This window comes from Bacteroides sp. L008 (assembly GCF_040812255.1).
Lineage (GTDB): Bacteria > Bacteroidota > Bacteroidia > Bacteroidales > Bacteroidaceae > Bacteroides > Bacteroides vicugnae.
Window position 1 is genome coordinate 1637619 of record NZ_JBFNXO010000001.1, and the last position, 22337, is coordinate 1659955.

18 protein-coding genes are annotated in these 22337 nt (G+C 40.3%); 14 read left to right on the plus strand and 4 right to left on the minus strand.

Going from position 1 to position 22337, the window contains the following annotated elements:
* Positions 1 to 140: 140 nt before the first annotated feature.
* On the minus strand, positions 141 to 2480 hold the full coding sequence (locus AB3G73_RS06665; RefSeq protein WP_258981044.1) for an LruC domain-containing protein: 2340 nt from the start codon (positions 2478 to 2480) through the stop codon (positions 141 to 143).
* A gap of 358 nt (positions 2481 to 2838) precedes the next feature.
* Positions 2839 to 4698, minus strand: coding sequence for an SLC13 family permease (locus AB3G73_RS06670; RefSeq protein ID WP_195649969.1), 1860 nt, complete (start codon positions 4696 to 4698; stop codon positions 2839 to 2841).
* 338 nt (positions 4699 to 5036) lie between these two features.
* Between AB3G73_RS06670 and AB3G73_RS06675 the strand changes: the two genes are divergently transcribed.
* The gene (locus AB3G73_RS06675) at positions 5037 to 6662 is read left to right on the plus strand and encodes an ATP-binding protein (protein WP_234133672.1); all 1626 of its coding nucleotides are present in this window, start codon (positions 5037 to 5039) and stop codon (positions 6660 to 6662) included.
* Between the two features lie 75 nt (positions 6663 to 6737).
* Here AB3G73_RS06675 and AB3G73_RS06680 read toward each other — a convergent pair whose 3' ends face one another.
* Positions 6738 to 7883, minus strand: a complete 1146-nt coding sequence (locus tag AB3G73_RS06680) for an iron-containing alcohol dehydrogenase (protein WP_258981047.1) — start codon at positions 7881 to 7883, stop codon at positions 6738 to 6740.
* A gap of 80 nt (positions 7884 to 7963) precedes the next feature.
* On the minus strand, positions 7964 to 8104 hold the full coding sequence (locus AB3G73_RS06685; RefSeq protein ID WP_004300101.1) for a hypothetical protein: 141 nt from the start codon (positions 8102 to 8104) through the stop codon (positions 7964 to 7966).
* Positions 8105 to 8464: 360 nt separating this feature from the next.
* On the opposite strand from AB3G73_RS06685, the gene trpB reads away from it, so the two are divergent.
* The 13 genes from trpB to AB3G73_RS06750 all read left to right on the plus strand — a co-directional run bounded on the left by trpB (position 8465) and on the right by AB3G73_RS06750 (position 22302).
* Positions 8465 to 9652, plus strand: a complete 1188-nt coding sequence (gene trpB / locus AB3G73_RS06690) for a tryptophan synthase subunit beta (protein ID WP_004300103.1) — start codon at positions 8465 to 8467, stop codon at positions 9650 to 9652.
* Between the two features lie 48 nt (positions 9653 to 9700).
* The gene (locus AB3G73_RS06695) at positions 9701 to 11107 is read left to right on the plus strand and encodes an anthranilate synthase component I family protein (RefSeq protein ID WP_148367654.1); all 1407 of its coding nucleotides are present in this window, start codon (positions 9701 to 9703) and stop codon (positions 11105 to 11107) included.
* 45 nt (positions 11108 to 11152) lie between these two features.
* A complete protein-coding gene (locus AB3G73_RS06700) occupies positions 11153 to 11719 on the plus strand; it encodes an aminodeoxychorismate/anthranilate synthase component II (protein WP_217722523.1) in 567 nt (188 codons plus the stop codon).
* Positions 11720 to 11723: 4 nt separating this feature from the next.
* On the plus strand, positions 11724 to 12719 hold the full coding sequence (gene trpD / locus AB3G73_RS06705) for an anthranilate phosphoribosyltransferase (protein ID WP_217722521.1): 996 nt from the start codon (positions 11724 to 11726) through the stop codon (positions 12717 to 12719).
* Between the two features lie 111 nt (positions 12720 to 12830).
* Positions 12831 to 13613: an indole-3-glycerol phosphate synthase TrpC gene (gene trpC / locus AB3G73_RS06710; protein WP_148367651.1), complete on the plus strand. Its 783-nt coding sequence runs from the start codon at positions 12831 to 12833 to the stop codon at positions 13611 to 13613.
* A gap of 26 nt (positions 13614 to 13639) precedes the next feature.
* Complete coding sequence (locus AB3G73_RS06715; RefSeq protein WP_195649967.1) at positions 13640 to 14263, plus strand: phosphoribosylanthranilate isomerase; 624 nt, start codon at positions 13640 to 13642, stop codon at positions 14261 to 14263.
* An 18-nt stretch (positions 14264 to 14281) separates the two neighbouring features.
* The gene (trpA, locus tag AB3G73_RS06720; RefSeq protein ID WP_195649966.1) at positions 14282 to 15052 is read left to right on the plus strand and encodes a tryptophan synthase subunit alpha; all 771 of its coding nucleotides are present in this window, start codon (positions 14282 to 14284) and stop codon (positions 15050 to 15052) included.
* Positions 15053 to 15302: 250 nt separating this feature from the next.
* Positions 15303 to 16343 (plus strand): asparaginase, encoded by a 1041-nt coding sequence (locus tag AB3G73_RS06725; RefSeq protein ID WP_004300111.1) that lies wholly within the window; start codon positions 15303 to 15305, stop codon positions 16341 to 16343.
* Between the two features lie 241 nt (positions 16344 to 16584).
* Positions 16585 to 18969, plus strand: coding sequence for an LruC domain-containing protein (locus AB3G73_RS06730; RefSeq protein ID WP_259011524.1), 2385 nt, complete (start codon positions 16585 to 16587; stop codon positions 18967 to 18969).
* Positions 18970 to 19203: 234 nt separating this feature from the next.
* Positions 19204 to 19569, plus strand: a complete 366-nt coding sequence (locus AB3G73_RS06735) for a PleD family two-component system response regulator (RefSeq protein WP_004300114.1) — start codon at positions 19204 to 19206, stop codon at positions 19567 to 19569.
* Positions 19570 to 19586: 17 nt separating this feature from the next.
* A complete protein-coding gene (locus tag AB3G73_RS06740; RefSeq protein ID WP_258981053.1) occupies positions 19587 to 20744 on the plus strand; it encodes a sugar transferase in 1158 nt (385 codons plus the stop codon).
* A gap of 11 nt (positions 20745 to 20755) precedes the next feature.
* On the plus strand, positions 20756 to 21703 hold the full coding sequence (locus AB3G73_RS06745) for a glycosyltransferase family 2 protein (RefSeq protein WP_367743908.1): 948 nt from the start codon (positions 20756 to 20758) through the stop codon (positions 21701 to 21703).
* Positions 21655 to 22302, plus strand: coding sequence for a DapH/DapD/GlmU-related protein (locus tag AB3G73_RS06750; RefSeq protein WP_234133666.1), 648 nt, complete (start codon positions 21655 to 21657; stop codon positions 22300 to 22302). Before AB3G73_RS06745 ends, AB3G73_RS06750 begins: the two co-directional genes overlap by 49 nt.
* The last annotated feature ends 35 nt before the right edge of the window (positions 22303 to 22337 follow it).

Consider the following 22337-nt stretch of genomic DNA (forward strand, 5'->3'; position numbering starts at 1 on the left):
TAAACATTGTAATAAGTTCGTAATATGTTACGATATGAAAAAAAGGTGATCAATATTTGGAAAAGTCCTCGTATTAATCACCTTTTTATATTTTAGTAAATATAATATTATGATACCTTGTTTTTTATAAAATCAATAGCTTAATACTTCATTACCTTATTACTGCTTACAGTATTATACCAGTCAGTATTCATGGCCTGATCATGCGCCCAGTCGGCGAACTTAGCATATGCATCCGTTATCACTGTTGTCTCTGTAGGATAAGCAAATTTTTCAGGAACGCAAAGAGCCCATGTATTATTAACCGCCTTGATTACATCCAGCACTTCCTTATCAGCCAATTGGCCGTTCGCTGTAGGCGAATTAAATTGATTCAGATGAATTTCCGTTCTCTTCTGAGCTCCCCCCTGATATGCAATAAAGAAATCTAAGCCGTCTGTCACACTAGGGATGGATATTGCATTCTTGAGTTTTATGTTCACTTCAAGAGTATATATGTTTGTAAGAGGAGTACTAGCATTCCCCGTATTCAACATAGGACGTTGTGATCCAGTATATCCATACACATAATGTGCATCGCCAAATAAAGGAATCACAAGTTCATTACCGTTCGTTTCATAAGATGCATTTTCAAATATTCCAGAATTTAATGAGTTGGTACGTTGGGTAGCACCTGCACCAAAACTGACCTCTTCCACATTACTTTTATCGAATTCTCGTATTCTTAAACCAGCACCTAATTGCTTCACGGCACCAACCGCACGCAGGTCGACTATATATTTCAATTCTTTCACATCATTACCAGCAGCAGGCAAATTGACATTCAACACAATATCATTGAAATCATAGTCTCCCGCTTGCGGATAATTGTCTTCAAAGGCATAAGAATAAACTGCATTTCGAATCTCTACATCATCCGGATTTTCATCAGAATTGTATCCTTCTTTGATACATTCACCGTCAGCAGGAAGTATAAAATCAGCCTTACCCGGATTGCAATAGGTAGCGCCTTGCTGCAATCCTTTATTTACTAGCCATGCAAAAGGAGACCAGTCATAGTGCGCTTCACCTTTATATGTCTGATCTGTTATTTCACAAATGATATTATTTGTTACTTTAGAATTAGATTGGGCCAAACCACTAAGATTAGCAATCTCATTAATTCTCAATAAAGCAGTACCCACAGTTGGACCAGTAACAGTTCTATATAAGCTGGCCTTACCTGTACAAGTCAACATGGATTGAGCTTCCATTACAATGTCATTGTCATTACCATTATAACCAAGCTCCTCGCAAATGGCTTCGGAAGTATTCCCCATAACAAGTGTGCCAAATTGGAATTTACCGGTTTTCAAATAACAACCATTTTTAATATTGGTATTATTGTTACCATTAATACTTTCAGCCTCCATAGTACCATGATTCACCAGTTCCATTCCATTTGTTGAAGCTTCATAGCGTTCCAACTGAAGTAATCCATAATTATAAAAGACTCCTACACCACCGTTGAAATCTAATACAGAGCAATTAATAGTGCCTGCATTATAGTTTCTTAATCCACTAGAACCATTTGTAATTTGAATAGTTCCCTCACCTATAATACTTCCACCCGGCATTACTGTTAAATAAGACTTATTTGTCAACACCAAGCTCGCATTTTTAGCTATCTCTACTTTCCCACCATTTTCAACTACAATTTCTGTAATATCGCTAAATTGATAACTACTTTCAATAATCCATGTACTTCCTTGAGGAACGATTACTTTCACTGCCTGGGCTCCACCACTGGTTCCAGTAGTAGTAAATCCTTTATTAAAAGTACCACTCTGAATTTTAAACCAACGTTCTTTTTCTTTGAATACAGGTAATTTAGCATATTCAAACCACCCGGAACCTGCACCCAAATCCCAACCAGCTTGAACATCAGTAGCTATCGCTTTTTTACTACTAATATCATCAGCTGTATAAGGCGCTCCCATAGCCGGTATACCTGTTTTCGGCACAGTTCGTGACATAGAGCGTGTAGGCACATCCTTTTCATGTCCAAGTTGTGCAGTTACTTCTCCATTTTCAATCGCCACGGGCTGCACCATATAATGTCCGTGATTGTCTATACGTGCAACAAACACTTTATTGAGAGCTGTTGCACAGTCCATCACTACATTCAAAGTTGTACTTTGATTGGCAGTTCCTTCCGCTAAGATTTTTGCTGTACTTTCCGAGCTTAATGGGTCAGCATCGAATATCTGTATCTTATAATCTGTGCCCAAATCTCCATTAACCGACACATGTGCCGTCACTTTATGCGACATGGTCCAATCCCCATTAGGATCGATGTTCTTTACAGGAAAGGTTTCTTCGTAAGTTTGTCTCAGTTGATCTGCATCGAACAGAGTTTTCTCATTATCAACACAACTAGTAAAACTGATGGAGGACGCCAACAACGAAAAAGTGAAGACGTTTGCAATGTTCTGTTTCATAATCTTTGAATGCTTAAGTTTGCTTTATTTGCACAAAATACAAATCACCACTAATCAACAATCAGTAATGAACACACAAAGATAATTGTATTTATAGATAAAAGACAGCTAAAGTTGTATTTTCAGCTCATAGTTAACATCTTTTAGTAATATAATTTTAATTATTCTCATTAAAAGATAGCCGGCTACATCATTGAAAATAAAAAACTTATAAGTATGAGCTTTGTAGTATGAAGCAAAAAACAAAGAGTTGCATATTCTATGCAACTCTCAATTAAACGACAAAGATTCAGTACTACAGAGCACTACAAAATCCCGAGTTCCTTCATTTCCCTATCGAAAGAATAAAAGTTAATAATTAGAAGGGGAAAATCAAAGGTAAAACAAAAATCATCACAATCCCCATAATAATCTGCAATGGCAATCCTACTTTTACATAATCCATAAAAGTATATTGACCGGCAGGCATCACCAGGGCGTTAGGCGGTGTAGAGAATGGAGAAGCAAAACACATACTTGCACCTACCGTCACAGCAAACAAGAAGGGAACCGGACTCACCCCAATCTGTATGGCACTTTGCAAAGCAATCGGCGCAAGTAAGACAGCAGTAGCAGTATTGCTAATAAACATCGTCATCAGCGAAGTCGTAAAGTAAATACCTGCCATCAATGCAACAGGTCCGTATGATCCCAAGCCGCTAACCAACGTATTGGAAATATATTCCGAAGCTCCTGTTTTCTCCAATGCCAAGGACATAGGAAGCATAGCTGCAATCAATACAATACTCTCCCAGTTTATCGTTTTATAAGCCGCTTCTACATTACGGTAACATCCGGTCAATACCATCAATATACCTGCTATCATAACAGCTGTAACCGGAGCTATCGGAATGAAGTCGAAAACCATCATTGCCACCATTAATAACATAATAGCAGCCGCCACGGGAGCTTTATAGTCTAACGTTACTTTAGCCGCTTCCGCCAAAGGCTGTCCCAAGACAACCCAATCAGCCTCTTCCTTACTAAGACGGGCTATATTATTCCATGTTCCCTGCACCAGAAGTACATCACCACTGTGAATGCGCTCATTTCCCAATTCTTGCAATAGGTATTCCTTTTTACGACGGATTCCTAATACGTTCACATTAAACTTATCACGAAAACCGGCCTCTTTAATAGTTTGGTTTATCAAATTAGAAGCTGGCATCAACACTATTTCAGCAATACCGATGTCATAAAAATCCAGCGAATTAACTGTACTTTTTGTTTCTTCTGTTGCATGGTCGTCTAAAATCTCTAACAGATAATCTTCCGCAAAGAGTTGTACCTTATCAAATTCTCCCGTCACATACAAAATATCCTCGGCTTGCAACATTGTGTCCGGTGTGGCAAACTTCTGTGTAATCGTTTTCAAAAAACGATGTTGCGATGCATCACCACGACGAACTTCCATGATATTCAAACCATATTTATGACGAATATCCAAGTCAATAATTGTTTTACCTAAAAGCCGGGAATCTTTTATTACCTGCAAACGGAACAGATTGCTGGAAAGTCCATATTCATTCACCAACTGCTTCAATGACTTACCCGAACGTTTATTATCATCTTTCTGACCCTTTTTAGAAAGAAACCATTTACTAAGTGGCATTAATACAAGTGTACCGACAATTACACAGACAACACCGACAGGCAGGAAAGAGAAGAAGGAAAGCGGTTCAAGTCCGGCGGAAGTCAACGTATTCTGTATCACAAGGTTCGGCGGAGTACCGATTAAAGTCATCATACCTCCCATACTACTCGCAAAAGCCAATGGCATCAATAGCCTGCTCGGATTCATACCGGCACTCATCGCCAGACTGACAACAATAGGAAGCATCAGCGCCACCGTACCTGTATTACTGACAAACGCACCAATGACCGAAGTCACTAACATCACTAACAGAAATAATCGAATCTCACTAGTTCCTGCAAGTTTAAGAATACGGGAACTTATCATTTTTGCCAACCCAGTCTGAAAAATAGCCCCTCCCACTACAAACAATCCGATCATCATAATGACTACCGAATTGGAGAAACCGGAGAGTGCTTCGTCAGGAGTTAATATCTGAAAAATAAGTAAAGCTATCAGCGCACATAGTGCCACAATATCCGAACGAACCTTGCCGTTCACAAAAAAGACAGCCGAAAGAACGAGAATGATAATGGTTATTAGCATACGTAATTTAATGATTGTTTTATTTTGACTCTATCAAAACTAATTCAGGTGAACAAAAATAGAAAATACTCCAGCGTTATTAAAACAAATTAGAAATGATTTTAGTTCATGAGACATCATTTAATATTTTAATACATTTTCTCTCCGAAAAAAGATTCTAAATCAAACTAAATATGATACTATACAAGAACTATAAAATACCACACTTCTACTATCTCTTCATCACATATAATTACAGCCTCACAATATAATGTTGAAAGACAATATATTTATGTATTATTTTTTTGAAAATTAAAGAACAATTCATATCTTTACACCTCATTTATATCAAACATTTTATGGCAAACAATATTTTGTTAAATTATTGGATCAACGAAGCTCATTGGGGTTATAATTATTTACTGGTAATTATTTTGCTCCTTGTCATCAGCATCTTACTATATAGAATCCGTAAATTACAAAAAACGATTAAAAAGACCAATCATTCCTACCGTTTTTCCTTTGATATTCTCGATAACCTTCCTTTTCCTATCTTTGTAAAAGATATTACAAACGATTTCCGATACTATTACTGGAATAAAGAATCAGCCGCTCAATCCGGCATTAGCAGTGAAGAAGCCATCGGACATACTGATTATGAAATTTACGGAGAAGAAAGAGGTGAAAAATACCGGCATATCGACAAAGAACTCATACAAGCAGGCAAAGTATATCGCAAAGAAGAGAAATACACCACTCCCGATGGAATCACCCATGATACTATTGCCGTTAAATCTATTATTTCATGGGAAGGAGAAAAGAAATGGCTGTTGGCAACCCGGTGGGATATCACACAACTCAAGAATTATGAAAGAGAATTAGTTGCCGCCAAGGAAGAACTGGAAAAAGCATTGAAGAAGCAAAAACTAGCTCTAAAAAGTATCGACTTCGGCCTTATCTATATTGATAAAAATTACCGCGTACAATGGGAGGAAACAAGACAAATAGCCAGCCTGGTAAAAGGCAGACGATACATACCGGGAAAAATTTGCTATCAGACCAGTGCACTTCGTAATGAACCGTGTGGACAATGTGCTTTCAAGAAAGCTATCGAACAGGGCAAAATTATCCGGCATACCATCAGAGTAGACGATGTAGATTTTGAAGTGACCGCAACTCCTGTATTCGGCGACGAAAAGGAAACTGAAATTATTGGAGGATTACTTCGTTTTGAAAACATCACTGAAAAACTAAAGATGGACAAAATGCTGCAGGAAGCAAAAGAAAAAGCCGAAGAATCCAACCGGCTCAAATCTGCCTTTCTCGCTAATATGAGCCATGAAATACGAACCCCGCTAAATGCGATTGTAGGATTCTCCGAAATGGTTTGCCAGACGGAGGAGGAGGAAGAGAGAAAAGAATTTGTAAAAATCATCTCCAGCAATAATATCTTATTATTGCAACTGATAGACGACATCCTCGATCTTTCTAAAATTGAAGCCGGCACTATGGATTTCACATTTGCACAGACTGATATCAATGAATTGATGGAAGGTATTTGCAGGCAAATGCAAGAAAAGAATTCTTCCCCGGACGTTCAAATCTTATTCACAGAAAAAGCAGATCAATGCGTGATGTATACCGACCGCATACGTCTATCACAGGTTATCATCAACTTTACAAATAATGCTTTGAAATTCACCCCTAAAGGTTCTATCGAAATGGGATACCGGATTGAAGAAGCCAAAGACGAAATATACTTTTATGTAAAAGATACAGGTATCGGAATTCCTGCTGACAAGATAGATAAAGTGTTTGAACGCTTCGTCAAACTGAACTCCTTTATTAAAGGAACAGGACTCGGACTAGCCATCTGCCGTGTCATAGTAGAAAGACTGGGCGGGGTTATCGGAGTGGAATCTAAAGAAGGAGAAGGCTCTCGCTTCTGGTTCAGAATTCCAAGGTCAGAGAAAATTGAGAAATAATAAAAGAAAAGAGGATATTGTGAAAAGTATGTTCCAATATCCTCTTTATCCTATATTCTTAATGTAAGAGTATGCTTAAAGTGCAGTCTCTAATATCCTGCGGGCAACAGCACCCGTTACATTTCCATTCTCTCCATATTTAGCACCACGTTCATTGAATCGACGTTCGACTTCCAAGATAGTATCCTGTCCGATGTTCTCTTCATGCAAACGTGTAGTCAGCCCAAGTGAACGGAAGAACTCTTCGGTATGACAAATCGCTTCATCAATCCGTTCTTCTCGCGTACCGGAAGTAATTCCCCAGACTCTTTCACCATACTGCAAAAGCTTGTCTCCTTTTTCTTCATGAAGCACCTGTAAAGTGGCAGGAAGAACAATGGCTAACGTATGACCATGTGTCAATCCGTGCAAAGCAGTAATTTCATGGCCAATCATGTGAGTTGCCCAGTCTTGCGACACTCCCATAGCAATAAATCCATTCAATGCCATTGTAGCCGAAAGCATAAAATCAGCCATCAGTTGATAATCATGCTGGTTTTCATGAATTTTCGGAGCTATTTCCACCAAAGTTTGTAAAATGCCTTCCGCCCAACGGTCCATAATGCGGCTCTGCCCGGGAGTAGTCATATATTGCTCCATCACATGAACAAAGGTATCAGCCAAACCACAGGCCACCTGATGAGGAGGCAAGGTAAAGGTTACTTCCGGGTCAAGAATAGAGAAGATTGGATAGTTGGCATAAAAAGGATATTTCTCTTTTGTTTCACGACGGGAAATAACTGCCCCGTTATTCATCTCCGAACCGGTAGCGGGCAAAGTCAATACAGTGGCAAGAGGTACAGTATGAGTGACTGGACGTCCGGCAAGTACTAAATCCCAGGCATCACCATCATACAGAATTCCTGCGGAAATCAATTTCGTACCGTCAATAACGGAACCACCACCAACAGCCAGCAGATAATCTACTTTCTCTTCTTTTCCCAAAGCAATAGCTTTACGAAGAGTTTCAATGGCAGGATTGGGTTCGATTCCCCAGAATTCTACTGTAAAATGATTCTTCAATGCTTCTTTTACCTGATCGTACACTCCGTTTTTCTTCACGCTTCCGCCGCCAAAAGTAATCATAATACGCTTGTCGGATGGTATTTCTTTAGCCAGCCGGGCAATCATCCCTTTTCCCATTATCAGTTTCACGGGATTTTGAAAAATAAAATTTTCCATATCGTTAGTCTATTGTTATTATTTTGGTTATCAGCCACTCTCCTTGCAAAGATACATGATTTATCCGAACCCTGTCAGAATCAAGCGAAGAATTGTTGTGCCACGGAGGGAACCATAGCCGACAACCAAGGTTTCATATCTTCTGCTACCAATAACCAATACAATAATAATATAATGAAAATGGCAATAGCAATACCTACTAAAACTTTTCTCTGTTTCATAATTGTTTTTGTTTAAATATTCAATATTTATAAGAACAGTTCAGGTTGAAAATTGTTCTATATCAGAAAAATGAAGGTAAAAGAGAAAAAAAGTCATTTTTTGTTTGCTGTTTCAAACAAAGTGTCTATATTTGCCCCCATAAAATTACAAAAGACAATGAGAACAATGTTAGTAAATACATATTGGTGGTGGCACCCGTTACAACTCCGACAGTCGTAAGGGAGCAGTGCTCGTATGTATATACCTCATTAAAGATATAACAGATTTGAAAGAGCCCTGTCGCAACTTGCGGCAGGGCTCTTTTTATTTGCCCATTTTCGAACAGATTTAGATAATAACATAAAAAAATAGATAGGATTATGAAAAGTTTTTTAGTTGACCAGGATGGCTATTACGGAGAATTCGGTGGTGCTTACGTACCGGAAATCCTCCACAAATGTGTTGAGGAACTGACAAACAAGTACCTCGAAGTGATTGAAAGCGAAGAATTTAAAAAGGAATTTGAGCAATTATTACGCGACTACGTAGGACGCCCTTCCCCACTCTATCTGGCAAAACGCCTTTCCGAAAAGTATGGTTGCAAGTTGTATCTGAAACGGGAAGACCTGAATCATACCGGTGCACACAAAATCAACAACACCATCGGACAAATCTTGCTGGCACGCCGCATGGGAAAGAAGCGCATCATCGCCGAAACCGGAGCCGGACAACATGGAGTAGCAACAGCTACCGTGTGTGCATTGATGGATATGGAATGTATCGTTTATATGGGAAAGACGGATGTAGAACGCCAGCACATCAATGTGGAGAAAATGAAAATGCTGGGAGCTACCGTTATTCCCGTTACTTCCGGAAATATGACCTTGAAAGACGCCACCAACGAAGCGATCCGCGACTGGTGCTGTCATCCTGCCGACACTTATTATATCATCGGCTCTACCGTAGGCCCTCATCCTTATCCTGATATGGTGGCACGCCTGCAATCTGTTATCAGCGAAGAAATAAAAAAACAACTGCAAGAAAAAGAAGGACGTGACTATCCGGATTATCTGATAGCCTGCGTCGGAGGAGGAAGTAATGCTGCCGGAACGATTTATCATTATATCAATGATGAACGGGTAGGCATCATTCTGGCAGAAGCCGGAGGCAAAGGAATAGAAACCGGAATGACCGCCGCTACCATCCAACTCGGTAAAATGGGAATTATCCACGGAGCGCGTACTTACGTCATCCAAAACGAAGACGGACAGATTGAAGAGCCTTACTCGATTTCCGCCGGACTGGATTATCCGGGCATTGGCCCGATACACGCCAATCTTGCCGCACAAAGACGTGCCAACGTTTTGGCAATCAATGACGACGAAGCAATAGAAGCCGCTTACGAACTAACTAAACTCGAAGGTATTATCCCTGCACTGGAATCTGCCCATGCATTAGGAGCTTTGAAAAAATTGAAGTTCAAACCGGAAGATATCGTTGTATTGACTGTTTCAGGACGAGGAGACAAAGATATTGAAACCTATTTATCGTTTAATGAACAGCAATAAGTAATTAGTAAACCATTATTCGTAATCAATAATCAAGCAATTATAGAAATGAAAACATTTAATTATACAACTCATAGCAAACAAGTGCTCGGAGATATGCATACTCCCGTCAGCATTTACCTGAAAGTCCGCGACATGTATCCGCAATCTGCATTAATGGAAAGTTCCGATTATCATGCCGGAGAAAATTCCTTGTCATTTATAGCCCTCTGTCCCCTGGCAAGCATCGGTATAAACAGTGGAATTGTCACTGCCAAATATCCCGATAACAGCCGCACGGAAGAACCCTTGACAAAAACCTTCCATGTAGAAAAGGCCATGAACCGGTTTATCAATCAATTCCAAGTGACCGGAGATAATAAGAATGTATGTGGACTTTACGGATACACGACGTTTAACGCTGTGAAATACTTCGAGCACATCCCGGTGAAAGAAAGTCACGATGAGCAAAATGATGCTCCGGATTTGCTATACATATTATATAAGTATGTCATTGTTTTCAATCATTTCAAAAATGAATTGACACTCGTTGAAATGTTGTCCGAAGGAGAAGAAAGCGGCTTGCCGGAACTGGAAGCAGCCATCGAAAACCGGAATTATGCTTCTTACAATTTCTCTGTAACAGGTCCCGTTACCAGCCCTATCACCGACGAAGAACATAAAGCCAATGTCCGCAAAGGAATCGCACACTGTATGCGTGGAGATGTTTTCCAAATCGTACTTTCCAGAAGATTTATCCAACCTTATGCCGGAGATGATTTCAAAGTTTACCGCGCACTCCGCAGCATCAATCCTTCTCCTTATCTTTTCTACTTCGATTTCGGAGGATACCGCATCTTCGGTTCTTCACCGGAAACACATTGCAAAATCGAAGATGGTCGTGCTTACATCGATCCGATTGCCGGAACTACCCGCCGTACCGGAGATATAGTAAAAGACCGGGAACTGACAGAAGCTTTACTAGCCGATCCTAAAGAAAATGCAGAGCATGTCATGCTGGTTGATCTTGCCAGAAACGACCTTTCCCGTAATTGTCATGATGTACGCGTTCTATTCTATAAGGAACCACAATATTATAGCCATGTCATTCACTTGGTAAGCCGCGTCAGCGGTATGTTGAATGAGGGCGCAGACAAAATAAAAACGTTTATTGACACGTTTCCTGCCGGCACATTAAGCGGTGCTCCCAAAGTACGCGCTATGCAGTTAATCAGCGAAATCGAACCACATAATCGTGGAGCCTATGGTGGCTGTATCGGTTTTATCGGATTGAACGGCGAATTAAACCAGGCTATCACCATCCGTACTTTTGTAAGCCGCAACAATGAACTCTGGTTCCAAGCCGGAGGAGGTATTGTAGCCCGCAGTCAGGATGAATACGAACTGCAAGAGGTGAACAATAAACTGGGAGCACTGAAAAAGGCGATTGATTTAGCTGTCAAACTAAAAAATTGAAAGCAGAGATAGTATTTGAACAACCATTTTACAATGACAATAAAAATGAAAATATTACTTTTAGATAACTACGACTCTTTCACTTATAACCTACTGCACGCAGTGAAAGAATTAGGGGCTACAGATGTAGAAGTAGTCCGCAACGACCAGATAGAGCTTGATGAAGTAGACCGATTTGATAAAATCATCCTGTCTCCCGGACCGGGCATACCCGAAGAAGCCGGACTGCTATTACCTATTATTAAAAGATATGCTCCGACCAAAAGTATTCTGGGTGTCTGCCTCGGTCATCAAGCCATCGGCGAAGCTTTCGGAGCACGTCTGGAAAATCTCAAAGAAGTATATCATGGAGTACAGACTCCGATTACCATCCTTCACCAGGATTTGCTTTTTGAAGGGTTGGGAAAAGAAATCCCTGTCGGAAGATACCATTCCTGGGTAGTCAGCCGGGAAGGTTTTCCCGATTGCCTGGAAATAACGGCAGAAAGTCAGGAAGGACAAATCATGGCAATCCGCCATAAGACCTACCATGTACATGGTATTCAGTTCCATCCCGAATCAGTATTAACTCCGCAAGGAAAAGAAATTATTAAAAACTTCTTAAACGATTAAACTTATGAAACAGATTCTATACAAACTTTTCGAACATCAATATCTAGGACGCGATGAGGCTCGCACCATTTTACAGAACATCGCACAAGGAAAATATAATGATGTACAGGTAGCCTCTTTAATTACCGTCTTTCTGATGCGTAATATCTCTGTGGAAGAATTATGCGGTTTCCGCGATGCATTGCTTGAAATGCGTATTCCGGTTGATTTAAGTGAATTTGCTCCGATAGATATCGTAGGAACCGGAGGTGATGGAAAAAATACATTTAATATTTCCACAGCTTCTTGTTTCACTGTTGCCGGAGCCGGTTTCCCGGTTGTGAAACATGGTAATTACGGAGCAACATCAGTCAGCGGTGCCAGTAATGTGATGGAGCAACACGGTGTAAAGTTCACCAGTGACATCGATCAACTGCGTCGTAGCATGGAAAAATGTAATCTTGCCTATCTGCATGCTCCTTTATTCAATCCGGCATTAAAGGCTGTAGCTCCGGTTCGTAAAGGATTGGCAGTACGCACTTTCTTTAATATGCTCGGTCCGTTGGTTAATCCGGTATTACCGGCCTATCAACTTTTAGGAGTTTACAACCTCCCGTTACTTCGCCTCTATACCTATACTTATCAGGAAAGCAAGACGAAATTTGCCGTTGTTCATAGTCTCGACGGATATGACGAAATCTCTCTGACAAATGAGTTTAAAGTGGCGACCAGCGATCATGAAAAGATTTACGCTCCCGAGAGTCTCGGATTCTCCCGCTATAAGGAAACTGACCTGGATGGTGGACAAACACCGGAAGATGCAGCTAAGATTTTCGACCAGATCCTGAATAACAAAGCTACGGAAGCTCAAAAGAATGTAGTGGTAGTCAATTCAGCTTTCGCCATCCATGTGATTTGTCCGGAGAAGACTATTGAAGAATGTATTGCTCTCGCCAAAGAGTCATTGGAAAGTGGACGCGCATTAGCAACTTTGAAGAAATTCATTGAGTTAAATAGTTAAATGTAAAATTAGGCACGGATTACGCGGATTACACAGTTCTTGTTAATCCGAAGCCGTAAAATCCGTGTACCCCGTGCCTAAATCATCATAAATATAAAAACCTACGAACTGATGAAAGATATATTATCAGAGATTATAGCAAACAAACGATTTGAAGTTGACCTGCAAAAGCAGGCTATCTCCATCGAGCAATTACAGGAAGGTATCAGCGAAGCTCCGACCTCTCGTTCTATGAAGCAGGCATTATCCTCTTCTGCATCGGGTATTATCGCTGAATTCAAGCGCCGGTCTCCGTCCAAAGGATGGATAAAGAAAGAAGCATGCCCGGAAGAGATTGTCCCCTCCTATGCAGCAGCAGGAGCCTCCGCCCTTTCCATCCTTACCGACGAGAAGTTTTTCGGAGGAAGCCTGAAGGATATCCGCACTGCACGCCCTTTGGTAGAGATCCCCATTCTTAGGAAGGACTTCATCATTGACGAATACCAGCTTTATCAAGCCAAAATTGTCGGTGCCGATGCCGTACTTCTTATCGCAGCCGCATTAGAACCGGAGAAATGTAATGAACTTGCAGAAAAAGCTCATGAACTAGGTCTGGAAGTTCTCCTGGAGATTCACAGCTCCGAGGAATTAATATACATCAACAAGAAAATAGATATGGTAGGAATCAACAACCGTAATCTAGGTACTTTCTTCACTGATGTAGAAAACTCTTTCCGCTTGGCCGGACAACTCCCCCAAGATGCTGTATTGGTATCCGAGAGCGGCATCTCCGACCCGGAAATAGTAAAACGACTTCGGGCAGCCGGATTCCGGGGATTCCTGATCGGTGAAACATTTATGAAAACACAGCAACCGGGAGAAACTTTACAGAATTTCCTGCAAGCAATCCAATAAACTAATTATTCAAAACGGACAGCCCTATGATTAACGGAAAAATTATCAAAGTATGCGGTATGCGTGAAGCTGAAAACATACAGGACGTAGAGTCTATCGAAGGCATAGATATGCTGGGATTCATCTTCTATCCTAAATCTCCCCGATATGTCTACGAGCTTCCGGCTTACTTGCCCATTCACGCTCAGCGTGTCGGAGTTTTCGTCAACGAAGACAAGCAGACAATCAGCATGTATGCTGATCGTTTCGGACTGAATTATGTGCAGCTCCACGGAAATGAATCGCCGGAATACTGCCGGTCCTTACATTCCACTGGATTGAAAATCATCAAGACCTTTTCAGTAGACCGTCCCAAAGATTTGAGAAAGGTATATGACTATGAAAAAGTCTGTGATCTTTTTCTGTTCGATACCAAATGCGAACAGTATGGTGGTTCGGGAAATCAATTCGACTGGAGCATTCTGGATATGTACAATGGACATGTACCCTTTCTATTGAGTGGAGGTATTAACTCGTACAGTGCCAATGCCCTGAAAGAGTTCAAGCATCCCCGGCTTGCCGGATACGATCTCAACAGCCGTTTTGAATTGAAACCGGGAGAAAAGGATCCGGAGCGTATCCGGACATTTTTAAATGAATTAAAATCATAATCTAAAAATTTCAACGTCATGAATAGAATTAATCAACTTTTCAATAGTAACAAGAAAGACATACTTTCTATTTATTTTTGTGCCGGTACTCCTACTTTAGATGGCACTGCCGATGTAATCCGCACGCTCGAAAAGCACGGAGTGAGCATGATTGAAGTCGGCATTCCTTTCAGTGACCCGATGGCAGATGGCATTGTTATTCAGAATGCCGCTACTCAGGCATTGCGCAACGGTATGTCTCTAAAACTTCTTTTTGAACAATTACGGGATATTCGCAAAGACGTAAAAATCCCACTTGTACTTATGGGATATTTAAATCCAATCATGCAATTCGGATTTGAGAATTTCTGCCGTAAATGTGTGGAATGTGGTATCGACGGCGTCATTATCCCTGACCTCCCTTTCCGTGATTATCAAGAACATTATCGTATCATTGCCGAACGCTATAACATCAGAGTGATTATGCTCATCACACCGGAAACCAGCGAAGAACGGGTACGCGAGATAGATACACATACCAGCGGATTTATTTATATGGTTTCATCAGCAGCAACCACCGGAGCGCAACAGGATTTCAACGAACAAAAACGGGCTTACTTCAAAAAGATAGAAGATATGCACCTGAACAATCCGTTGATGGTAGGGTTTGGCATCTCCAATAAAGCGACATTCCAAGCAGCTTGTGAACACGCTTCCGGAGCTATCATCGGAAGCAAGTTCGTCACTCTGCTTGAAGAAGAAAAAGACCCGGAAAAAGCTATTCTGAAATTAAAAGAAGCATTGAAGTAAGTACAACAGACGGCAATCCGGCAATCAGTAATTAAGTAGAATGATTTGGTACGGTTATTCTGCTTAATTACTTTGATTATTTACCTATAACGATATAGAAGCCATTTTCTTATAATTCATCTGATTATTCCGCATAATTATTCAGATTTATAACATTTCATCATAAACTACATACAAATTCATCATTTACTGCTCATAATTCGTAATTAATCTATATCTTTGTCAGTGTTTTAACAGTAATTCAACAATTATGAGAGCAGAAACCCCTTCCGTTTTGTTAATTTACACGGGTGGAACTATCGGAATGATAGAGAATCCGGAAACAGGCGCTTTAGAAAACTTCAACTTCGATCATTTGCTTAAACATGTGCCCGAGCTAAAAAGATTCAACTATCGCATCTCTTCCTACCAGTTCGATCCCCCTCTCGACTCTTCGGACATGGAACCTGCTTACTGGGCAAAACTGGTAAAGATCATCAATTACAATTATGATTATTTCGATGGTTTCGTCATCCTTCATGGAACAGACACAATGGCTTACACTGCCTCTGCACTAAGTTTCATGCTCGAAAATCTAAGTAAACCTGTCATCCTCACAGGTTCCCAGCTCCCGATCGGGACTTTGCGCACAGACGGAAAGGAAAACCTCATCACAGCCATCGAAATTGCTGCAGCTAAAAACCCGGATGGTACAGCCATCGTTCCTGAAGTTTGTATTTTCTTTGAGAATCATTTAATGCGCGGTAACCGTACCACCAAAATCAATGCGGAGAATTTCAACGCTTTCCGATCTTTCAATTATCCGCCATTGGCACGGGTAGGTATCCACATTAAATATGAACCTAATCTCATTCGGAAACCAGACCCGACAAAACCGTTAAAACCACATTATCTGTTCGACACCAATGTGGTTATTCTAACGCTTTTTCCGGGCATTCAAGAGAGTATCGTGACTTCTCTGCTTCATGTTCCGGGATTGAAAGCGGTTGTCATGAAAACCTTCGGTTCGGGAAATGCTCCGCAAAAAGAATGGTTCATCCGCCAACTAAAGGAAGCTACCGATCGTGGAATTATCATTGTCAACATTACACAATGTGCCTCCGGAGCAGTAGAAATGGGACGTTACGAAACAGGAATGCATCTTCTGGAAGCAGGTGTAATCAGTGGATATGACAGTACTCCCGAATGTGCCATAACAAAGCTCATGTTTTTATTGGGACATGGATTACCCAACAAGGATATCCGATATAAAATGAACTCCTGCTTAATAGGAGAGATCACCAAGTCTTAAGTTAAATCCATCTATTATAACCCCTTGATTTTCATTTTAAACAGTTGTATAAAAGTGAAAATCAAGGGCATTCTTTTCATCATCATCAAGGCCGAATCAAACCTAAAAGAGCCAAAGAAGAACCAAAACGGAAATATAGTTGTTTTCACTCTATAAAATAACAGAAAAAACATTTCCAATAAAAGATATGCAGTTATTTTTGTAATGGATTTGGTTACAAACAATCAAGCAATAATACATTATGATGAAGAAAACAATTCAATTTGTACCTATCATTGCAATAGCAATGGCAGGTACTATGTCTAGTTGTGTTGACTCTGGAAAGGATCTCTATGATCCGTCTTACGAAACACCTAACCCGATGGGAGATGGCTTTGCTGCTCCCGATGATATCGATTGGAGCATGATAACCACTAAAAATGTCTCGGTCGAAGTGAAAGATGAAGAAGGAGGGTTATTTGCTTATTTAGTTGAAATATATGCAGATGATCCCTTAACTAACGAAAATGCCTCCGTACTAGCTACAAGAACAGCTAATAAAGAAAACAACTTTAAAGTTACAGCCGCTATCAGTCTGCTGCCAACTCAAAAGGGTATTTATGTGAAGCAAACCGACCCTAGAGGACGTGAACAGGTATATCAGTTCGATGTGCCGGAAAACAGCGATAACATGATCTGTAAACTCTATTATGCAGGATCCACTGCACAAAATAGGGCGTTGATGAGTCGTGCCGCTGCTACAAGAGGCTTTTCATTTGAAAAGCCTGATTACTATTCCATACCTGCTAATGCAAAAGAAGTGACTGAAATGTCAGGAACCACTTTGCAGCGTGATGCTTCTTACAAAATCACCTCTGACTATACCGGCACATTCAAGTTTGACGGTTATGATGGTGAGATTGCAACCAAAGTTTATGTAGATGCCAAATGGACGATTCCCGCAACATTCCAATTCCAAAACGGAATTGAAATCATTGTGATGAATAATGCTAAAATTGAAGCATCAGGAACCATGACGTTCATTAGAAACTCCATGTTGACCATTATGGAAAAGGGAGAAGTAAATGCAGAGGATATATCATTCACTAATGGAGCGCCTGCCGCATTAAGAAACTGGGGCACACTGACTGTAGTAAACACAATGACGCTACATTCCGGTGCAACACTCTACAACAAAGGAACCATAGCCAGCAAGAATATCTCAATCAATTCCAATACGAAAATTGTGAATGACAATAAAATCAGTTTGGAAGGAGAATTAAATCTGCCGTCTAATTTCTCATTGGAAAATAACGGAGAGATTTATGGAGAGAAATTAATTGCAAATTCCGACGCTGTTGCTACTAACAACAACATCATGAAGTTTACAACCATCAGTCTTACCAATACGACTGTCAATAACGCTTGTAGCATGGAAGCAACTACCTCTTTCTATGCCAACGGAGCGACGTTTAACTTTACTCAAGGATATTTGAAAGCTCCTAAAATGGAGTTTGTTAATGGAACAGTAAATTTAAGTGATGGTTCTATGCTGGATGCTACGACAAGTATCAGCATACCTCCCGGTTATGCCAAGTTTTATGGAAAAGGCGAAAATACTTCTATGATCAAATCACCGGTTATCACCGGACAAGGTTTCACGTATGATGGAAATTTGGTTATTGAATGTGATAACCACGTTAAAAAGGAACAATGGTGGGAGAACTTCCATGTATTGAATGGCGCATACTTTACCAAAATGGGAGAATCCAAAGTTGCGATAGAAGTCTGTACAGGTACCAAGAATAATGGTAATGAAGGAGGAGATCCTGAAGATCCTAAGTTCCCGATCATCATGGATGATAATCGTAATTATGCTTATCTGTTTGAAGACCAATGGCCTTTATATGGGGATTACGATATGAACGACCTTGTTCTGATTGTCAAGGAAAGAAAGATCTCTATCAACAAGAGCAATAAAGCAGAAGAGTTCACGTTAAGTCTTGATTTATCGGCTACCGGAGCTACCAAGAGTATTGGAGCTGCTATCATGCTGGACGGTGTTCCTGCCAGCACCATTACGCAGCCGGTGGAATTCAGTGATAACTCTCTTTTTAAAGGTTTCAATGTGAATAGTAATCTGATTGAGAATGGACAGGACTATGCGGTTATTCCATTATTTGACGATGCTCACAAAGCTTTGGGAAGAGACCGTTACGAACAGATTAACACGATTGCAGGCCACTCTGCTAATACGAGTCCTAAAAATATCAGCTTCACTATAAAGTTCAACAATCCTATCTCTGTGGATGAACTTAATATCAACAAACTGAATGTTTTCATCTTCGTAGAAGGAAACAGGAACCAGCGTAAGGAGATTCATATTGTCGGCTATCAGCCAACTAAGTTGGCAAATACCGATTTGTTCGGAGGAAACAACGACGATAGCTCTACTTCCCGCAAGAGATATTATATCAGCAAAGATAACCTGGCATGGGGAATCATGGTTCCGACAGACTTCAAATGGCCGTTGGAATATGTGAATATCAAATCTGCTTACTCATTATTCGAAAGTTGGGTAACCAGTGGCGGTACTAAGAATGAAGAATGGTGGAAAACTTTTGATTCATCAAGAGTATATAAATAAAGCCTAACAATTAATCTTTAACACGGATTTCATAAAACAGGAATCCGTGTTTTTTCATTAAGATGCTGTAAGTTGCAATTAATAGAAAAAAAAGATATATCACGAATTTTACTCTCCAGATTGGGGATTATTCTAAAATAATATCTATATTTGCAGTGTATCACAAATATTATGTGACAACAATCTTAATCTACAAATCAAATAACAAAGCAAGCGATAGAAAGGTCTATTCGTATGAAGAAAAAAATATTACTAGTCGATGATAAATCGACAATCGGAAAAGTGGCCGGTGTGTATCTAGGAAAAGAGTATGATTTTACCTATTTGGAAGATCCCATCAAAGCAATAGAATGGCTTAATGAAGGCAATGTACCTGACCTCATTATTTCAGACATTCGTATGCCTCTCATGATGGGGGATGAATTCTTAAGATACATGAAGAACAATGAATTATTCAAGTCAATTCCTATCGTTATGTTATCCAGTGAGGAAAGTACAACGGAAAGAATCAGACTATTGGAAGAGGGAGCAGAAGACTATATCCTGAAACCATTCAACCCTTTGGAACTCAAAATCCGAATCAAAAAGATTATTGACTAATACCGGGTCTTCTACACATGCAATATTTTGTTTATATAGGCAGAGATAGCAAAACAATAGAACTACTCTCCCGACTAAGTATTGGGGTATTCTATGCTGCGCCCAACTGTAGCAAAGCTGTCAAAGTATTGGAGAAAATACGCGAAAAATACGACGCCGCTCTATTTTTCGAGCAAGTGAACATATCCAAAGATATTGCAGATATCCAATACATGCGTAAAAAGTATCCGGGGCTTTATATGGTACTCGTTATCGACTCCTTATCTAAGGAAGAAGCATCTGAATACCTTAAAGCCGGTATCAACAATACGATAAAATATGAAACAAGCCAGGAGGCTGTAAAAAATTTATCAACTTTCCTTAAACGAAGAAAAGATCAGAAAATAAAGGCACTCCAACTGAAAGCACAAAATATAAATGCTTTCCGACTGCCTTTATGGAAAAGAACTTTTGATATATTCTTTTCAGGAATGGCGATATTATGTCTTTCTCCTCTCTTAATCTTTACTGCACTAGCTATCCGGGTAGAAAGCAAGGGTCCCATTATCTACAAATCCAAACGAGTAGGGAGCAATTATCAGATATTCGACTTCCTTAAATTCCGTTCGATGTATACCGATGCCGACAAGCATTTAAAAGATTTCAATGCCCTTAACCAATACCAGCAGGAAGATGAGGATATTTGGGGAGAAGAACCGGAAGCGGAAGTGAATGAAGAAATCAATGAAGAAGAAATCCTCTTGATATCCGACGATTTCGTAATCTCCGAAGAAGACTACATTAATAAGAAGTCCAAGGAAAAAAGCAATGCTTTCGTCAAACTGGAAAATGACCCTCGAATAACTAAGATTGGACGTATTATACGTAAATATAGTATTGACGAATTACCCCAGCTTATTAATATCTTAAAAGGGGATATGTCAATAGTAGGCAACCGCCCTCTCCCACTCTATGAAGCCGAGTTACTGACAAGCGATGAACACATCGACCGTTTTATGGGTCCGGCCGGATTGACCGGTTTATGGCAGGTAGAGAAAAGAGGCGAAGCCGGTAAACTTTCTGCTGAAGAACGCAAGCAATTGGATATCACCTATGCAAAGACATTCTCTTTCTGGTTGGATATAAAGATTATTCTGAAAACAGTTACTGCATTCATTCAAAAAGAGAATGTATAATCTCCTTCCAGATGATAGACTCTTATATCTACATAATAGATGATCTGGTATTCTTCTGTACAGGACTTTTGCTCCTATACCTCTTTGTGATGGCCATAGCCTCACATTGCAAACATATCATCTACCCGAAAGCTCAAAAAGAATATGGTTGCGCCATTCTCGTTCCGGAGGGAAGTATTCTTCCGGACATGTATAAAGAAGAGGCGTACGAGTTTATCACATACAGCAATCTGCATCAGACAATCAACAGTTTAGATCAGGAACGATACGCCCTGGTTCTCTTCCTGTCCAATACAGCATGCGCTTTATCTCCGCAATTCCTGAATAAGATATATAATGCCTATGATGCCGGTGTACAAGCCATCCAACTACATACGGTAGTAGAAAACCGCAAAGGTGTCCGTAATCGCTTCCAAGCCATACGTGAGGAAATAAAAAACAGCCTCTGCAGAGCCGGCAATACACAATTCGGACTGTCATCCAATTTATTGGGGACTAATATGGCAATTGACCTAAAATGGCTGCAAAAGAACATGAAAAGTTCTAAGACTAATATTGAACGAAAATTATTCCGACAGAATATATACATTGACTACTTGCCGGATGTGATCGTTTATTGCCAGTCCGCGCCCGTCTGTCCTTACCGTAAACGTATTCGGAAAACAACTTCCTACTTACTCCCTTCCATATTTGAAGGAAACTGGAGTTTCTGCAACCGGATCGTACAACAATTAACGCCTTCTCCGCTTACATTATGTATCTTCGTAAGTATCTGGGCTTCGTTGATTACCATATATAATTGGACCTTATCATTCGGATGGTGGATTGCACTTTTCGGTCTATTAATCACTTATAGCCTGGCAATTCCTGATTATCTGGTAGAGGACAAAAAGAAGAAAAAACATTCAATATGGAGAAGAAAACACTTAAACAGCGAATTAAAGAAAACCCCGGCTTAAAACAAGCTGCACATCGTTTTATCATGCATCCCGTTAAAACTCGCCCTAATTGGTGGATACGGCTCTTCGATTTCATATACCTGAAACGCGGAAAGGGCTCTGTCATCTATCGGAGTGTACGCAAAGACCTCCCTCCTTTCAACCGGTTCTCTTTGGGTAGATATTCTGTTGTCGAAGACTTCTCCTGTCTGAATAATGCAGTTGGCAACTTAACAATAGGAGATTACACACGCATCGGATTGAGAAACACAATCATAGGTCCGGTTAATATTGGCGATCATGTCAACCTGGCACAGAATGTAACGGTCACAGGGCTCAACCATAATTATCAGGATGCAGAAAAGATGATTGACGAACAAGGCGTCAGCACACTGCCCGTTGTCATCGAAGATGATGTATGGGTAGGCGCCAATTCAGTCATTCTACCGGGAGTAACTTTAGGGAAACATTGTGTAGTGGCTGCCGGAAGTGTAGTCAGCCATTCCGTCCCACCCTATTCAATATGTGCCGGATGCCCTGCAAGAATCATAAAAACATACGATTTCGAGACTAAAGAGTGGAAAAAAGTAGAGAAAACACCTGCTACTAACCATAAATAGTGAGAATAGCTACAGAATATACCTCATAAAGGTGA

Bases quoted from the DNA above. Each gene is read 5' to 3' on its own strand.
- AB3G73_RS06745 (WP_367743908.1), top strand. From the start codon at position 20,756: ATGATAGACTCTTATATCTACATAATAGATGATCTGGTATTCTTCTGT.
- AB3G73_RS06740 (WP_258981053.1), top strand. From the start codon at position 19,587: ATGCAATATTTTGTTTATATAGGCAGAGATAGCAAAACAATAGAACTA.
- AB3G73_RS06670 (WP_195649969.1), bottom strand. From the start codon at position 4,698: ATGCTAATAACCATTATCATTCTCGTTCTTTCGGCTGTCTTTTTTGTG.
- trpD (WP_217722521.1), top strand. From the start codon at position 11,724: ATGAAACAGATTCTATACAAACTTTTCGAACATCAATATCTAGGACGC.
- AB3G73_RS06665 (WP_258981044.1), bottom strand. From the start codon at position 2,480: ATGAAACAGAACATTGCAAACGTCTTCACTTTTTCGTTGTTGGCGTCC.
- AB3G73_RS06675 (WP_234133672.1), top strand. From the start codon at position 5,037: ATGGCAAACAATATTTTGTTAAATTATTGGATCAACGAAGCTCATTGG.
- AB3G73_RS06725 (WP_004300111.1), top strand. From the start codon at position 15,303: ATGAGAGCAGAAACCCCTTCCGTTTTGTTAATTTACACGGGTGGAACT.
- AB3G73_RS06735 (WP_004300114.1), top strand. From the start codon at position 19,204: ATGAAGAAAAAAATATTACTAGTCGATGATAAATCGACAATCGGAAAA.
- AB3G73_RS06715 (WP_195649967.1), top strand. From the start codon at position 13,640: ATGATTAACGGAAAAATTATCAAAGTATGCGGTATGCGTGAAGCTGAA.
- AB3G73_RS06680 (WP_258981047.1), bottom strand. From the start codon at position 7,883: ATGGAAAATTTTATTTTTCAAAATCCCGTGAAACTGATAATGGGAAAA.
- AB3G73_RS06750 (WP_234133666.1), top strand. From the start codon at position 21,655: ATGGAGAAGAAAACACTTAAACAGCGAATTAAAGAAAACCCCGGCTTA.
- trpB (WP_004300103.1), top strand. From the start codon at position 8,465: ATGAAAAGTTTTTTAGTTGACCAGGATGGCTATTACGGAGAATTCGGT.
- AB3G73_RS06730 (WP_259011524.1), top strand. From the start codon at position 16,585: ATGATGAAGAAAACAATTCAATTTGTACCTATCATTGCAATAGCAATG.
- AB3G73_RS06685 (WP_004300101.1), bottom strand. From the start codon at position 8,104: ATGAAACAGAGAAAAGTTTTAGTAGGTATTGCTATTGCCATTTTCATT.
- trpA (WP_195649966.1), top strand. From the start codon at position 14,282: ATGAATAGAATTAATCAACTTTTCAATAGTAACAAGAAAGACATACTT.
- AB3G73_RS06695 (WP_148367654.1), top strand. From the start codon at position 9,701: ATGAAAACATTTAATTATACAACTCATAGCAAACAAGTGCTCGGAGAT.
- trpC (WP_148367651.1), top strand. From the start codon at position 12,831: ATGAAAGATATATTATCAGAGATTATAGCAAACAAACGATTTGAAGTT.
- AB3G73_RS06700 (WP_217722523.1), top strand. From the start codon at position 11,153: ATGAAAATATTACTTTTAGATAACTACGACTCTTTCACTTATAACCTA.